Source organism: Bacillus tuaregi, assembly GCF_900104575.1.
GTDB lineage: Bacteria > Bacillota > Bacilli > Bacillales > Cytobacillaceae > Bacillus_BD > Bacillus_BD tuaregi.
This window is the reverse complement of sequence record NZ_LT629730.1, coordinates 248568-264838: the sequence shown is the minus strand read 5'-3', so window position 1 is coordinate 264838 and position 16271 is coordinate 248568. Positions and strand designations below refer to the sequence as shown.

Here is a 16271-nt window from a genome sequence, read left to right as displayed (position 1 = left end):
AACGGTTAGTTTTATTACAGGCAAAAACAGCTGATTTTCAGAAAATAAAAACAGAGTATGATAAGACTGAACACAAGGATTATGAATCCTGGTTCTCCTATATGTAAGCAGGTCGTTCGAAAAATGAATAAGGCTGAATAAAACAAGTATGATGAACTTGCCTCACTCAGCCTAACTACTAAGTCTGGATCAAATTCGCCCGTCGAATTTGCGTCCGGATTACCTAAGCTCGCTCGGGTAAACTACCTTAAAAAAATCCGTGACATCCGCCGGAGGCTTAACTTCATTCAGCCGGGGTTTGTACCCCCACTGAATCGAAGGACCATTTGCATTCATCCCCCACTTATAGAAGTGGAGGACTTCTGCTGAATGAAGTTAACAAGCTCGTCTACCCATTATTATGGTTAGTAGAGAATTCCTGTTTCCTTATAAAATGTCAATTTTCGCTAGAAGTGCAATTAGTACTTGGATGAGTAGCTGAATGTTTACAACTAGGTCAGTGTCTGTTGTATGGATCCGTACACCTCTTGAATTTTCAATATAGGTTTGCTGGCGGTTAACCTGAGTTGTTTTTAGTTTACCTATTAGATCCTGAGTGATTTTTTCTGCTTTTGCACTATCTGCTACTGAAATACTGATAATTAACGCGATGGTTGCCTGTAGCGCTGCTTGAAGTGAAACAGCTGCTTTCGTATCAGTAGTAGTAACTTCCACATCTGCGGAGTCAATCACAACAATTTGTTCAAATGACTGCTGAATCGTTTCAATTGTTCCAGATAAATCGTTTACTAGATCACCATTATCCATAGGGTGACAGGAAGATGGATCTAATGCATTCCAAGTATGGTTCTTTCTTCTTTTTGTTAAATCGACACTTTCTACATCTGGGACTTGCCCTGCCCAAACTTTACTTTCTTTCATTATTAATTCCTCCTTGTTTTTTCTTGGGTATTCGTTTTGTTGCTTTCCATCGTTCTGGTAATTTGTTTAAAAGCAGATTGAAATTCCTTTACGAGTGAGCGAAGCTCTTTTTTATCCTGTTGACTCAAATTTGGCTTTTTCATTGAAACCTGATGCTTCTTTAATAAATCATTTACTAAATTATCCAAACTTTTCCTTGAGATAGCATTTAACTTACTTTGGATATTTCTATCCATTTTAAACCCACCTCCTCCTTACGAATTTACTTTAATTTATGAAAATAGTGAATTTATGCCTGTTCAACTGCCCCTATTTTGACAGCCCTTTTTGCAAATCAGGATAAAATGGATAGTGTGACTGCTTGAAGAGTTCGAATCTGATGCTAGGCGTAAGGACTTGTTCTATTTAAGAAGTATGTTTTTTTAAGCGGATGAAAAAGGCATGATTCTAATGCCTAACCGCTGTCTATTCCTAAAACAGGAAGTGGACAGCAGTTGCAAAAGCAATCATGCCTGTATCTTTTGTATAAAGGATTCTTTATTTTGTACTTTATAAGGCTTCTCCTTTCTTTCAAAAGTGCAAATAAGAAAGTGCGCCATTACAACTTTTTCAGAAAGGACTGGAACCTGTAGGCTCCCGCTTATATGAATCCAGCCTCCAGCTAGTTACTGCTAGTTACTATTCTCCCTCGCCGACGTATTGGTTTTTCCCTGCGCCCATTCCTACGAAGAGGATGAGAATGGATGCACCAACGAGGAGAAGCAACGGAGTGGTCCAGCTATTTGTCACATCGTGAAGATAGCCGAAAAGGGTTGGGCCTGTTGAGGCCAGCAAATAACCAAAGGCTTGTGCCATTCCGGATAGCTCTGCTGCCTGCTGGGCGTTTCTGGTCCGTAAACCGAAAAAAATCATTGCTAAACCAAAGGATAGACCCGCTCCAATTCCTAGAAATATAATCCACATAAGCGTCAATTGATAGCTGCCATAAAGCAGACCGATGTTTCCAATAAACAAACAGCATGCAGTAATCACCACTAATATTCGTTGATTGGTCATCCTTCCTGCAATAATCGGGGCAATAAAGGTGACCGGCAGGACGGTCATTTGCATAATAGAGAGCATCCAGCCTGCTTGACCTGCAGTCATTCCCTGTTGTTTTAACAGCTCTGGTAGCCATGTAACAAGCACATAAAACACCATCGATTGAAGGCCCATAAACAGCGTAACCTTCCAGGCAAGCGGGGAGCGCCAAAGATTCACAGGTTTCTCAGCTGCTTGATGAGCCATCGAAGCTCTAGCCACATCGGAACGACGTTTTATTTGTGGAAGCCAGAACAGGATAGAGACGAAGCTAAGTATTGCCCACATTCCCAGAGCTCCCTGCCAGCCAAAGCCTAAGCCAAGTGCTACAGGAACACTGATTCCAGACGCAATGGCGCCAAATAGATTCATTGAAATGGAATATACACCGGTCATGATGCCCATTTTTTCAGGAAATTCCCGCTTAATTAGACTTGGCAGCAGGACATTTCCTGCCGCTATGGCTAACCCAAGAACTGCGGTTCCAATATATAAGGTCGCAACACCGGATACCGAGCGCAGCCCAATTCCAATGGTGAGAAAAATAATGGCAACTAATAGGACACCTTCTGCACCAAATCTTCTTGCAAGCTTTGGTACAAACGGCGAGAAAAAGGCAAAGGCTAGTAAAGGGACAGTTGTGATCATCCCTGCTAAAGTATTGGATATATATAGATGATCGCGGATAGAATCTACTAAAGGTCCCACCGATGTTAATGGAGCTCGAAGATTGATGGCGATAAATATAATCCCGACGAGAATGAGCCACGCCGCCCGCGGTCTGGCAGTAGCCTTCGTCTCTTTTTTCATTTGGTTAACAGCTTCCATTTGTTTTTCCCCTCTTTGTTAGTAAGTTTTAAATTTTCTGATAAGTGCCGGTAAAAAAATAAGAGGGCAACTTCGCCTTCTTTCTAATCATCTATTTTACCTTGTTCTTAGCTATTTTGATAGAGAATCGCTCATAAGCCGTAAGTGGACCATGAGGAATTTAAGTAGAACAGTGACCAGGCCCCTTCCCGATTTCTATCATACTAGTTAAAATAGAGTAGAATGAATAGTCAAAAAAGAGAGGTGTTTTTTCAATGGAAAAAATCATGTTTATCGAAACCGGGATGGGGATTGATGTTCACGGTCAGGATATTACGAAGGCAGCGGTTCGTGCCGTTCAAAATGCCATTCATTTTAACTCGATGCCAGGACTTCGCTCTGTTTTGCCAGGAAACAGCTTAGACAATATGAAGGTAAATGTTAAATTGGCTGTTCCATGCGACAAAGAAAAGCTTGATCAGGCTGTGGTGAAGGATGCTTTGCCATATGGACAGGTGACGATTGAAGTAATGGATGGCGGCATGATGACAACAAGCGGTGTGGTCATTGAAGAAAAAGGCGACAAAAATGATTTGATGTATATTGTTGTGGCATCGGTTGAGGTCGGATATTAAGAGCTATATAACGGGCATGGCTTCCGATTAGACCATGCCTTTTCCTTTTCCTTCTTCGCTTTTATTCATCATAGAAGTTAACCTCAATACTAGCTTCCGATTAATCAAACGTTTGTTTAAGAGGAAAAGAGCATACTCTCCCTCTTAAACTATCATAATTATAAATAATTAAGAACCATGCTGAGGCTGAATACTATCTTTATTGATTCGAAAACGAATATAAAAGGTTGTGCCACCCGAGCTGGAATGATAGCTGATTTCAGCGTTATTTCGTTTGGCAATGGAAAAACAAATCGGCAGACCCAGACCTGTTCCGTTCGATTTTGAGGTGACAAAGGGTACTGATATTTTATCGATGATATCAGCAGGAATACCGGAGCCTTCATCCTTTATCGTTAGCAGGACATGGTCCTTTTTAGCAGATGTCTTGAGATAAACGGCTTTCCCTTTTTCCATTGCATCTAAGGAATTATTGACAAAGTTCAAGAGCAGCTGCCTCATTTCATTTTTATCGACATAAAGATTAGGTATAGACTCCAATTCTAGGTGAATAAACTTCCCTTCGTTGTTAGCTCTTGTCTCAAGTAAAGGATATAATGTTGAAATGATATTATTCAAATTACAAAAAACTAACTTATTGGGCGTATCCTTGGCCAAATCAAGGAAATTCGTAATAATGTCATTGATTCGATTCACCTCGTCAACCATCAAATTCATAATATCATTGTATTTCGATAGGTCCTCATCCTGCTGCATTAATTGGAGGAACCCTTTAATCGTCGTCATTGGATTTCTGATTTCATGAGCAACCCCCGCGGCCATCTCGGCAATTATTTTCAGCTGGTCATAATATTTTTGCCGCTGCTCCTCTTCCTTTTTCTTTGTAATATCGTTAAAAATAAGAAATAGTCCGTATTTATTTGGAAAAACCCTGATTTCAATTGGTGTGTTTGAATATTCGGTAACAAATTCAAAGTATTGAGGCTTTTGCTCTTGAAACGCCTGCGTATATTTCTCATAGACTATCGTTTCTCTATATTTAGGCAGAACCTCCCACTGGCACTTATTCAGAACCTCTTCCTTAGGTCGCTCCAGCAAGGCTTCACCTGCTTTGTTGATGTATTCAACCTCCATCCTTGCATTTAAAAAACAACAGCCCTCAGATATATCCTCCAATATCTCTAGCATGTTGCGGTTTGATTGGGTATCAATAATCCTCACCACTTTCCTTCCATCACATTTGGATTGTGTTTAGCATAGGGTCATTTTTACATAATATTCGACAAAGTCCCACAATTTCCCTCTCTTTATTTGTCTAATTTTTGAATAGACGGCAAAAACAACATGATATGCTGTCTTGATATATAAGACTACTCGATTCATACTAGCTTCCCAATCGCTTTACATAAAGAAACAATGAGGATACTATGACCAAATCTGCATCGAAAAAAAGCCTGTCCCATTTGTTATAGTAATAGGAACAGGCATAATCATGAAAAGGTAAACTTTATTCTTGTGATAAGATTACTGCGACGGAACGGTGTATCTCTGTTATGTTTAGGCTAGAAACATTTTCTCCAGCTCAAGCGGTTCAATATACTCTCCATTTTTATAGGCACGCATATTACCGCCAGAGATTTCGTCAATGAGAACAATTTCCTTCGTATCGCCAACACGGCCAAATTCAAATTTTATGTCATAGAGCTCAATGTCCTTTTTAGCCAGCTCGTCCTTGACAACATGGGCGATTTGCTGTGTTAGAGCCTTTAACACCTTGTATTCTTCGTTTGATAAAATGCCCAGCATGTCTAGCGCATCCTCACTGATTGGAGGATCCTCACGGCCATCATCCTTTAAGGTCACTTCCACAAAGGCATCAAGAGACTGTCCTTCTTCTGCGTATAAACCATATCGGCGAAGAAAGCTGCCGACCGCTCTAAAGCGACAGATAACCTCTAAGCCTTTTCCAAATACTTCAGCTGGCTTCACAGTCATCGTTGCTTGTTCAATATCCGCATCAATGTAGTGAGTTGGAATGCCCTTTTCCTTTAAAATTTCAAAAAAGTGCTTGGTTAAACGTAGCCCTGCGCGTCCTGCACCCTCGAGTGTCAGACCGACGGTGTTTGCACCTGGATCAAATACACCGTCAACCCCTGTAACATCATCCTTAAATTTCAATAAATAATTACCATCCTCTAGTGCATAAACATCCTTTGTTTTACCTGTGTACGTAAGCTTCATCGACGATCACCTCAATATATATTGTCAAAGCTATAAAACCATTTTTTTTAATTCTCCAAATAGTATTTTAATATAAAACGAGACACATGGACAGATTATCTATCTTAAAATTTTAACTTTTTTTACAAATAAAAAAACACTTACCGAAGCAAGTGTTTTCCATCCTTATTATTTTACTAAAGTAAAGGAATGCTCCTTTACCCCTTCAATTGAGTTGACAACCTGATTATAGCCTAGTTCCTCCAGCTGCTTTGCCACATCACTGCTCTTAGTACCTGTGTTGCAATAAAGGGCAATCGTTTTGTCCTTTGGAAGCTCCTTGAGATGGTCTTCGACACTATCAAATGGAACATTAATCGCGCCTTCAAGCATTCCTTCTTCTTTAACCTGCTTTTCTGGTCGGACGTCAACGAGAACGATATCCTGATTATCATCAATTAGAGCCTGAAAATCAGCACCGCGAACATCTTCATACTGAACTAAGTCATATTCAAAATCCTTTACACCTTCTGCGTTAGTAACATCCTGAAAGCCATTGTCGACAAGGATTTCCGCTGCTTTTCCGCTTTTATTCCCAGAATTGCAGTATAAGATGACCGGCATGTCCTTATGATCTGCAATTTCATCCAATCTGCTCTCGATTTCATCGACAAAAATATTAATCGCATTTGGAATATGGCCCGCCTTATACTCCTCCGGTGAACGAACATCCACAATCAATACCTTATCCTTTTCTTCAGGTGAATTTTGAGCAACTAAATCCTCACCTGACATGGCTTTAATTTCAGTGGTTTCATTAACTGTCGCAGAATCAGCTGGCTTTGTCCCATCCTGCGAACAAGCTACCGTTAACATCGTTGATAAAGCAATAACAGATAATAATGAAGTCCATTTTAAACGACTCTTCATGTAACATCCTCCTCATTATACTAGAATAGCAATCTCCCAAAACCAACTTATCATTTTGCATAGGGCGACCGCAATTCATAATATTAATCATTTAGATTATTATGTATCGATTTTTTAGATAGGATGATGTTTATAAGAATGAAGGCAGGCTTACCTACCATAGCTTCATTATAAACAGCCAATTACATTTCAATAAAAGAACGCAGGAGATTCGTCCTCATTGGTCCTCCTGCGTTGTCTTTTTTTTGACTAAAAAGGCAGCTGTAATCCAGGCGGTGATAGGGATATTGAGTGCAACGCCGATTCCTGCCCAAAGGATGGTAATCATTTCGGCGTTGAATATTTTCGAATTGACGATTTCACCGAGTGAGTAAGATAGGTCCTTGAACCAAATCAAGAGACCAAGGTAGCTGCCGAAGAAGGCGAAAAACAAGGTATTGGCACTCGTCCCAAGAATGTCCTTTCCAATGCTAATACCCGCCTTGTACAGATTTTTCCGGCTAATGGCTGGATTGTGCAGATAGATTTCCCTCATGGGTGAGGCAATCGAAATCGCCACATCGACAATGGCACCAATCGTACTCATAATGATTACAGAGGCACCAATTTTCACGAAATCAATGCCCATCTTGAGAGAATAGCTGCTCAACTCCTCAATTTCTTCTTCCCCAAAGCCCTGAATCATCGCTATATTGTTTACGATGACAATAAAAAAGAGCAAAATCACAATGGTAATCAGTGTGGATAGGAAGGCAATCGTCGTTTTGCTGTTGAACTCATTAATAAAAAAGAGCGTAATACAGCTAATCAGAATACAGGCGACCATGGTTAGGATCACCGGATCCAGATTCGGATCAGTCATAAGCAGGATAATTAAGAGCAGGACTGCGAAATTGAAAAAGATGGCCAAAAAGGACTTGGCACCCTTTTTTCCGCCGATTAGGGTCATCAATATAAATAATATGGCTGCTAAAACGACTAATAGATTCATCCTTTTGCCCTCTTTCGATTCACGAAAAATATGGCTGTATATAGGCCAATTGGAATCGTCAGGACAATTCCGATCCCACCTGCCAATGCTCGAGCCAATTCCAATGAAAGACTCATTGAAAGCGTGAAGCCCAATGGGTTAGCGTTTTTTAAATATAGAATTAGCATGGGGATGGAGCCGCTGATATAGGCAAAAAATAAAATATTGGTCATCGTCCCCATTATATCCTTGCCAATATCGAGTCCGGATTTTTTCAACGCTTTGACCGATATTCCGGGATTTTCTTCATACACCCCGAAAATAGAGGACGACATTGTAATCGCCACATCCATGACAGCACCAAGCGAGCCAATAAATAGCCCGGCCATAAATACCGCCTGGTACGGTCTTGTAATAAATTGTATTTCTTCATATTTCAGTCCCTTTTCATTTGTGAGCTCCATGGCCATATAGGTGATTAAGAGCGACAGAAAGGTCCCGAGTAGCGTCGCTATAATTGCAGCATAGGTTTTTTCATTAAAGCCATTCACAAGAAATAGCGATATAACGGTAAATAAGACCGCACTCACACTGCAGACGAAAAGCAAACTGAGTCCTGCGGTTTGGATATACACATCGAGTGCATAGGACAGCAGCACAGCGTTAACAGCCAAGCTGATAATCGAGTATAATCCTTGTTTTTGACCGACTAATAATAAGGTGAAAATAAATACCCAGGCCATCAGCAGCAGGTATTTATCCCTTTTCACTTCCTTGATCGTGCCCGTCAGCTCTCCCTTTTTCTTATCAACCGAAACAAATAATTCATCCCCTGGCTGAAATTCATGATCATAGGCACCGGATGTGGAAAACTCATTCGTTAATTGAAGCAGCTGCCCCTTTTCTTCACCGTTTTTCAGCTGTGCGGTGAGGTGCTGGGTTATCAACTGATCCTCATTATGGAAGCTGTCCACTGTATCTGTTGTCTCGACCGTGTTTGCTTCAATCACCTTAGCGATTGGTGTATCGTAAAAGGAGTAATTAAAGTTGACAAACAGGATGGAGGCTGTGAAGACAAGGGCAAGCAGGAGGTATAATCCTAGTTGCTTGCGTGTTAAATTACTTATTTTATATCGTATGCTATTCAAAAAAAACCCTCCTGTGGGCGCTTAGTATTCCCTATAAGAAAGCTCCTGGCTATAGATTTACATGTACAATCAGTCAAGACTAACATAGGTTAACAATGCTGATAGCATACAAGAATGCCTTTATACCGTCAAGAAACTTTCTATAATGGGAGCAATGAACAGGAAGGGTACTATTTACAAATTTGTAGTAGTACAATAGTAAAACTTGATAGTAGGTAGCCCTTTAAAGAGTTATCTACGCTCTAAACCGAAATACTTTATTAGAGATAGGTGCAAGAAATTTCACTCCTCTTTTCGTCAGCATATCTCCTGCAATATGGGAAAGATATGATATTGAGGAAACTAGCATTAACCCTTTAACACCCGTACTTGTCTCTAATAAATAGGACAGGTAAATCCAATACATTAGGGCCCATATGGTGTGTGTTAGACCCCGATGCGGAAACCAACCCGCTCCACCTATATAAATGGCAAGCATCACGAGCCACCAAATCTCATTTTCTGCACCATAATAGATTAAAGCCAAGCCTATAAAACTCATAAAAATATTTTTGACCGTTTCCAGCTTACGTAGAGAAAAACTGAATATGACTGCTCCTAGAACCAACAAAATGAGCTTGTTCTGAAGCGTAAACCATTTTTCATTTAAAAAAGGAAGGACGTTTCCATCAAAAAATAGAGAAACTACCGAAAGTATTATCAAAGCCAAGGCGATGATGAAACCAAATTCTTTAAAAAGCTTTGCTGTTTTCGTAATTCGTTTATTTAATAGATTATTCCCATCCAAATCAGCAGCCAGTGAAGCTACCCCTGATGTAATTAAAAGAATTGGTATAGAGACAGCGGGTTGATTAAATGAAGCCATCACTCCAATACCAAGACCAATTGCCAAATGCGTTTGTCCTTTCACATGATTACCCCTTTATGTATGTTCATCTGTAGTTAGATCCTATTCACCTTCGAATTGGCATGCGGATTTTTATTAAGCTATTATCGCTAGCATCTCATTAACAAGGAACATTTGTTCTATTTTTATTATAACATATTAAGGGTGAATTTGGCTAACACCAACTTCCACCTGCTTATTTGGTTTCTCTCACCTTCCATGAAGATGTTTTTTCTAAACACGAAAAAATAAGCGCCGAAATGCGAGCACCTTTGAAGCCACATCATTCAATCAACAGCCACTTATCCTTTGTTCCTAGATAATCCTGATCATAATTCTATCAATGTCAGGATACGAATGGAAATACCCTACTTTTTTCACAGATGAATCAACCACAACCATCGGATAAACGGATGCAGTTAGCTAATACTACGGAGGGTGATGAAAATGTATTGTCAATCAAATGATGAGTTACTAGAACTCGTGAATGAGGCGCGGAAGGTGGCAAAGGATGGGAAGGTGGCGGATTATATTCCTGCCCTTGGGAAGGCGAATCCCGGTGATTTAGCGGTTGCGATTCACTATCCTGATGGAACCTGCTTATCTGCCGGTGATATTGAACGAAAGATAACGTTGCAAAGTATTTCAAAGGTCATCAGCCTAGCGTTAGTGCTCATGGATCGAGGCTATGAACATGTATTTCACCATGTGGGAATGGAGCCGACAGGTGATCCGTTTAATTCGATTGCCAAGCTGGAAACGATGGATGTTGCTAAGCCGCTGAACCCGATGATTAACGCTGGGGCGCTGGCAGTGACTCATTTAATAATAGGAAGCAATGTGGCCGAGCGACTGCAGCGGCTGCTGAAGTTTATTCAGACGATGGCTGGTAATCCTGATATTGGTTATTGTCAGGAGGTGGCCCAATCAGAATTTGAGACAGCCTTCCTTAACCGTGCCTTATGCTATTTTTTAAAGGAGCACGGAATTATTAAGGAGGATGTAGAGCAGCTGCTCGATTTATATACAAAGCAATGTGCGATTGAAATGAATTGCCTTGATCTAGCGAGAATAGGCTTAGTTTTTGCTATGGATGGTGTGGATCCAGATAGCAAGGCACAGGTCATTCCAAAGGATGTTGCTCGGATTTGTAAAACTTTTATGGTTACCTGCGGTATGTATAATGCCTCCGGTGAGTTTGCGATTAAAATTGGCATTCCGGCTAAAAGCGGCGTATCAGGAGGGATTATGGGGGCTGTCCCAAGAAAGTTTGGCATTGGTGTGTTCGGACCCGCTTTGGATGAGAAGGGGAACAGTATTGCGGGAATTAAATTTTTGGAGCAGTTATCGAGGAATTATAGCTTGAGTATGTTTTGATATTGAGTATCGAGCTATGGACACTCACATGACAGAATACAAATACGTACAGGGACAGCTATTAGTTTTCTCATTTGCTGCCCCTTTGCTGTTATTATGGAAGAATTTTTATTTTCTCTTGAATCGGCTTTCTCTCTTTCGGCTGACTGATTTCCTCCGGGTAACCGACACCAAAGACTCCAATCACATCATAGCCGTCTGGAATTCCTAGAATATCACGTTTTTGCTGATTATTCCCCATCGATGACCAGAAGGTGCCGACCCCCTCTGCCCACGCAGCAAGATTGAAATTTTGCACAAAGCAGGCTGTAGCAAGAATATTTTCATACGTTTCAACCTCTGTCGCACCCTGCTTAGATAAAACAGCCAGCACTATTGGTGCATTCCAGAAGTTCGTTTTGTGGTTCAGCTTCTCTCTTGTCTCTGCACCAACAACATAAACCTCCCATGGCTCTGTCAGACGATGATTAGGAGCCATCGTACCAGCCTCCAGCCATTTGTTGATTTGCTCCATTGAGATAGGATTTGATTTAAAGCTCTTAATATTTCGTCGTGAATGAATAATATCTAGGATTTCCATGCTCATTATTCCCCCTTTTATGTATGCTCTCTCCAATAGCATTAGCGCCATACTCTAGAAGAACTTCCGGCACTTAACTGTATACATATATTATTAATACTGTATACAATCGTATACCAAAAGTCAAACCAATTGTCTGACTATTAGCAACACTAGCTACATCCCATTACTTTAATGCATTACCTTATCGGGGGACAGTCCCCCACCGCTTTAACGCAGCACTTCATTGGGGGACTGTCCCCCATCGCTTTAACGTGGCACCTCATTGGGGGGCTTCGCCGCAAATTTGTCATAGTTAGGTGTGTTTGTTCTATGGGAATCATCCATATTTAGGAATACAATAGTTAGCAAGAGGACTATTGTTTTATTTGTGAAATGGTATACAAGATAGGTAACAGGCTTTGTACATCACTGTAAGGGAGAGACAGCAATGCTACTTTTATCAAAAGAAGATATACAAAAGGTATTCACGATGAGGGACGCCATTGATGCGGATAAGCAGGCATTTATCCTTCATTCACAGGGCAAAAGTGAGGTTCCACTTCGTACAAAAATTCCCGCACCAAAGCATGAAGGCGTGTTTTTGTTTATGCCCTCCTATGTAGAGGATTTAGATATTGCCGCCTTAAAAATCATTAATATTTTTCCAAATAACATTGATCAAGGTATCCCTTCAGCACCGGCCCAGGTTCTATTGATTAATGGTTCAACAGGAGTGGTCGAGGCTGTCTTAGATGGTACATATGTAACGCAGCTTAGAACAGGGGCAGCAACTGGTGCCGCCTTCGATGTGCTGGCAAGACAGGATGCCCGAATCGGAGCCTTAATTGGTACTGGCGGTCAGGCGGCAACACAGCTAGAGGCGATGCTGGCAGCAAGAGCGCTGGAGGAGATACGGGTTTATGACTTAAATATTGAACGTACGAAGGAGTTCGCAAGGAGCATGCAGGAGGAATTATCCTCTTATGGAGCAAGAATTGTTGCTGTCGGATCCTCTGATGAAGCAATTGAAGATGCTGACCTCATTGTAACCGTAACCCCTTCCTGCCTACCCGTATTTGACGGCAATAAGGTAAAAGCAGGAGCAACCGTAAGCTGTGTAGGTGCTTACCAGCCTCATATGCAGGAAATGGATCCGGTCATTTTAACGAGAGCCAGCAAAATCTACTTTGATTCAAAGGAAGCCGTACTCTCTGAATCTGGCGATATATTAATTCCGCTTGCTGACGGTACCATTACCGAGGAGGATTTCACCGGCGACCTTGGTGACCTTCTATTAGGCAAAATTGTCGGCCGCGAAAACGAGGACGAAATCATTGTATTTGAAACGGTCGGCATCGGTACCCAGGACCTCGTCACAGCGAAAACCATTTATGACCGTGCAGTTGAAAAAGAAATCGGACTAAAATGGGGCGAAGCAGAGACTCCACGCCCAGCTATAATGGCTTAATCACCTATTCTATTAAAAAGAGGTCCCGCCAAATTGTATCGCGGAACCTCTCAAATTCTCTTCATCTATTTTTACACGATTTCCTTACTACGCAGCCCTCTTATCAACGAACTCCTCTTTCACCTGCATTTTTTCTAGCAGGCTGCCGATTGCGAAGGCGAGTAAGCCTGGGAGCACCCAGCCAAAGCCCATCGTTTGCAGTGGTACATTGGATAGCATTGCTGATAAAGCGCCATGTAAAAACGTCGTATTCACCATTTCCATCAGACTAAACAAACCAACGACCCCAATGCTCATGGCATATACAGGGCGCCCGCGAAATGGTAAGCGCTCATGTACCATGGCTAGGATAATTAACGTTATGGCCATTGGATACAATAAGCCAAGGATTGGAACGGATATTTTTAATATTTGCGCCAAGCCGAGATTGGCCACAAAGCCGCTGATGGCACATAATAGAACAGCCCACTGTTGATACGAGATTTTCGGAAAAATACCAGAAAAATATTGAGCGCAGGAGGTGATTAAGCCAATACATACACTCAAGCTTGCCAATGTAAAAATTAAGCCCAACACAATCGTTCCAAACGGTCCGAATAATTGATAGAGTACCGTACTTAAGACGACAGCCCCATTCTCAACCGTACCCGGTATGGCTGCAGAAGCACCTAAGTAGGCTATAATAACGTAGCAGATTGTTAACAGCAAACCACAGATCAAGCCAAATTGGATTAAATATTTCACCTGCAAGGATGGATGGCTAATCTTTTTCCTTTTAAAAATACCAGCAAAGACAATTCCGTATATCAACGCTCCAAGCGCATCCATTGTTTGGTAGCCATCAAGAAAGCCCTTTGCGAGCGGAATCGTTTGATAGTTAACGGCTGCCGCTTTAAAATCAGGCAAATCCGTGAATAAGGCTTTGATAAAGACAATAATGATTAAGGCTAATAAAGAAGGGGTTAAAATTTTTCCAAAACGCTCGACCAATTTTGATGGCGATTTGGCAAACCAAAAGACTATGCTGAAAAATACAATTGTATAAACCAATAGTCCTATTGGTGAAGCTTCTATTGAAGCAGGTAAAAATGGCTTTACGCCCATTTCATATGCAAGACTGCCTGCACGCGGAATCGCTAGCCCTGGACCGATAGAAAGATAAATGGCCATAGGGAAAAGCAAGGCAAACAGTGGATGCACACGATTGACTAGTTGATCTAATGTCCCTGACTTAGCAATCGCAATAATCGCAAGGACGGCCAGACCTGCGTCTGAAATAATAAAGCCTACCACCGCCTGCCAGACATTTTCACCAGCAGCCTGTCCTAAATAAGCTGGAAAAATTAAATTTCCTGCTCCAAACAACATCGAGAATAGCATAAAGCCAACAAACATAACGTCTCGATTGGTTAATTTATTCAACCCATTCACCCCAACTATTTTACTATATTAAAATATGATTTATTGTATCAAATTTCTCTATAATTTAATATTCATTAATTAAAACTACCAATATATTTCACGAAATTAGTAGAAGTTTCCTTTTCTATACGGACACTTCTCGATTTAGACATGGATAACTGCACTCAAATTCGGCCATTTACATTCATTTGTTATCGGACTTGAATAAATTACCTTTATCAAATTCGCCCGTCGAATTTGCGTCCGGATTTTTATCGAGCTGCTCGATAAATTACCTTTAAAAAATCCGTGACATCCGCCGGAGGCTTAACTTCATTCAGCCGGGGTTTGAACCTCCATTGAATCGAAGAACCATTTGCATTCATCCCCCACTTGTAGAAGTGGAGGATGAATGCTGAATGGAGTTAATTATCTCACAATAACTTTATCACCAAAATATTTACGGGCTATGAACCCTGCAAGAACGCTGTAGTCACACCAAAGTTGAAATCACTATAAAGTTCATGCATACTATTCTTATCTTTCACATAGTCAAGGAGGAAATGTTTTGTGATCATCGCGATCATTTTGTTATTATTTGTTTCGTTTTTCTTTTCCGGAAGTGAAACCGCTTTGACAGCAACGAACAAGATGCGACTGCAAACAATGGCGAGCAACGACGATAAAAAAGCAGAAAAGCTATTAGATTTAGTATCAAAACCAAGTGAATTTATTACCACGATACTAATCGGGAATAATATTGCTAATATCCTGCTTCCAACACTCGTCACAACACTTGCGATTCAATATGGATTCAACGTAGGTATTGCATCTGCGATTTTAACGATTGTGATTATTATTTTTTCGGAGGTCATCCCGAAATCGGTTGCGGCAGCCTTTCCAAACCGAATTGCGTTTCTTGTTTATCCTGCGATTCGTTTCTTTGTAATTGTTTTTAAGCCAATCACCTCAATCCTTAATTGGCTTACCGGAATGATTACAAGCGCCTTATCCAAGGACCAGCCTAACGATGTATCCATCTCAAAGGAAGAGCTTCGGACAATGGTGGATATTGCTGATGTTGAAGGGGCATTCAATAAGGCAGAATCCCACCGGATTAAGGGAGTTCTGGACTTTTACGAATTAGATGTAAAGGACGCCATGAAAACACCGCGGGTTTCCATTATTGCCCTTCCCTGCACGGCAACGTTTGATGAGGTACGGGATATCGTGATGCAAAACCAATTCACGAGATATCCTGTATATCGGGAGAATATTGATGATATTGTCGCTATCTTCCACTCAAGAAACCTGTTAATGTGGTCAAATGAGCCTGATAAGACACTGGAGGAATTCAGTGATACCAATCCGTTGTTTGTTTATGAATTCCATTCAATCGAATGGGTCTTAAATAAAATGACAAAGGAAAAAAAGCATATGGCTATTGTATTAGAGGAATATGGTGGTACAGAGGGAATTATTACGCATGAAGATGTGATTGAGGCCATGCTTGGATTTGAAATTGAGGATGAAACCGATTCAAATAGCGACGCCCTTGTTGAAAAACTGACGGACACCGAGATTATTTGTAATGGAAAAATAATGCTTCATCGTCTTAACACGATTTTCTATACCGAAATTCCTGAGGAAGAGGATGTTCTCGCTGGCTACCTCCTTAAGGAATTCAAGGATTTCCCAAAGGCAGGTGACATCATCGAACGCGAAAACCTCACCTTCAAAATACTAGAAGTTGACAATAGAGCCATTAAAAAGGTACAAATCATTAAATAAATAGCCGTTAAAAAAGCACGTGGACCGTTCATACTCTTCTTAGAAGAGCAGGACAGGCCTCGTGCTTCTTTTATT

The 16271-nt window shown here is 40.9% G+C and carries 15 protein-coding genes; 4 read left to right on the top strand and 11 right to left on the bottom strand.

The features are described 5' to 3' along the window. Nucleotides 1–426: 426 nt before the first annotated feature. The 3 genes from BQ5321_RS01875 to BQ5321_RS01865 form a co-directional block, all read right to left on the bottom strand. Nucleotides 427–921, bottom strand: coding sequence for a spore coat protein (locus BQ5321_RS01875; protein ID WP_071392929.1), 495 nt, complete (start codon nucleotides 919–921; stop codon nucleotides 427–429). 2 nt (nucleotides 922–923) lie between these two features. Continuing rightward, nucleotides 924–1157: a hypothetical protein gene (locus BQ5321_RS01870; RefSeq protein ID WP_071392928.1), complete on the bottom strand. Its 234-nt coding sequence runs from the start codon at nucleotides 1155–1157 to the stop codon at nucleotides 924–926. 442 nt (nucleotides 1158–1599) lie between these two features. After that, on the bottom strand, nucleotides 1600–2829 hold the full coding sequence (locus BQ5321_RS01865; RefSeq protein WP_071392927.1) for a CynX/NimT family MFS transporter: 1230 nt from the start codon (nucleotides 2827–2829) through the stop codon (nucleotides 1600–1602). Nucleotides 2830–3083: 254 nt separating this feature from the next. Here BQ5321_RS01865 and BQ5321_RS01860 point away from each other — a divergent pair, with 254 nt between their 5' ends. Further along, a complete protein-coding gene (locus BQ5321_RS01860) occupies nucleotides 3084–3443 on the top strand; it encodes a Lin0512 family protein (protein ID WP_071392926.1) in 360 nt (119 codons plus the stop codon). Nucleotides 3444–3611: 168 nt separating this feature from the next. On the opposite strand, the gene BQ5321_RS01855 is transcribed toward BQ5321_RS01860, so the two are convergent. From BQ5321_RS01855 to BQ5321_RS01830, 6 genes are all read right to left on the bottom strand, one after another. Then, nucleotides 3612–4664 (bottom strand): two-component system sensor histidine kinase NtrB, encoded by a 1053-nt coding sequence (locus BQ5321_RS01855; RefSeq protein WP_071392925.1) that lies wholly within the window; start codon nucleotides 4662–4664, stop codon nucleotides 3612–3614. A gap of 336 nt (nucleotides 4665–5000) precedes the next feature. Next, on the bottom strand, nucleotides 5001–5684 hold the full coding sequence (locus BQ5321_RS01850) for a phosphoribosylaminoimidazolesuccinocarboxamide synthase (protein WP_071392924.1): 684 nt from the start codon (nucleotides 5682–5684) through the stop codon (nucleotides 5001–5003). 168 nt (nucleotides 5685–5852) lie between these two features. Further along, a complete protein-coding gene (locus tag BQ5321_RS01845) occupies nucleotides 5853–6593 on the bottom strand; it encodes a rhodanese-like domain-containing protein (protein ID WP_071392923.1) in 741 nt (246 codons plus the stop codon). A gap of 217 nt (nucleotides 6594–6810) precedes the next feature. Further along, nucleotides 6811–7584: a YibE/F family protein gene (locus BQ5321_RS01840; RefSeq protein ID WP_071392922.1), complete on the bottom strand. Its 774-nt coding sequence runs from the start codon at nucleotides 7582–7584 to the stop codon at nucleotides 6811–6813. Continuing rightward, on the bottom strand, nucleotides 7581–8711 hold the full coding sequence (locus tag BQ5321_RS01835) for a YibE/F family protein (RefSeq protein ID WP_071392921.1): 1131 nt from the start codon (nucleotides 8709–8711) through the stop codon (nucleotides 7581–7583). The genes BQ5321_RS01840 and BQ5321_RS01835 overlap by 4 nt, the downstream gene beginning before the upstream one ends. Nucleotides 8712–8946: 235 nt before the next feature. Continuing rightward, entirely contained in the window at nucleotides 8947–9621 is a 675-nt protein-coding gene (locus tag BQ5321_RS01830; protein WP_071392920.1) for a metal-dependent hydrolase, read from the bottom strand. 423 nt (nucleotides 9622–10044) lie between these two features. Here BQ5321_RS01830 and glsA point away from each other — a divergent pair, with 423 nt between their 5' ends. Further along, the gene (glsA, locus tag BQ5321_RS01825; RefSeq protein WP_071392919.1) at nucleotides 10045–10974 is read left to right on the top strand and encodes a glutaminase A; all 930 of its coding nucleotides are present in this window, start codon (nucleotides 10045–10047) and stop codon (nucleotides 10972–10974) included. Between the two features lie 94 nt (nucleotides 10975–11068). Here glsA and BQ5321_RS01820 read toward each other — a convergent pair whose 3' ends face one another. After that, complete coding sequence (locus BQ5321_RS01820) at nucleotides 11069–11554, bottom strand: nitroreductase family protein (protein ID WP_071392918.1); 486 nt, start codon at nucleotides 11552–11554, stop codon at nucleotides 11069–11071. A 430-nt stretch (nucleotides 11555–11984) separates the two neighbouring features. Here BQ5321_RS01820 and BQ5321_RS01815 point away from each other — a divergent pair, with 430 nt between their 5' ends. Beyond that, nucleotides 11985–13004: an ornithine cyclodeaminase family protein gene (locus BQ5321_RS01815; RefSeq protein WP_071392917.1), complete on the top strand. Its 1020-nt coding sequence runs from the start codon at nucleotides 11985–11987 to the stop codon at nucleotides 13002–13004. 87 nt (nucleotides 13005–13091) lie between these two features. On the opposite strand, the gene brnQ is transcribed toward BQ5321_RS01815, so the two are convergent. Continuing rightward, on the bottom strand, nucleotides 13092–14435 hold the full coding sequence (brnQ, locus tag BQ5321_RS01810) for a branched-chain amino acid transport system II carrier protein (RefSeq protein ID WP_315970070.1): 1344 nt from the start codon (nucleotides 14433–14435) through the stop codon (nucleotides 13092–13094). Between the two features lie 540 nt (nucleotides 14436–14975). Between brnQ and BQ5321_RS01805 the strand changes: the two genes are divergently transcribed. Beyond that, nucleotides 14976–16196, top strand: coding sequence for a hemolysin family protein (locus tag BQ5321_RS01805; RefSeq protein WP_071392916.1), 1221 nt, complete (start codon nucleotides 14976–14978; stop codon nucleotides 16194–16196). The last annotated feature ends 75 nt before the right edge of the window (nucleotides 16197–16271 follow it).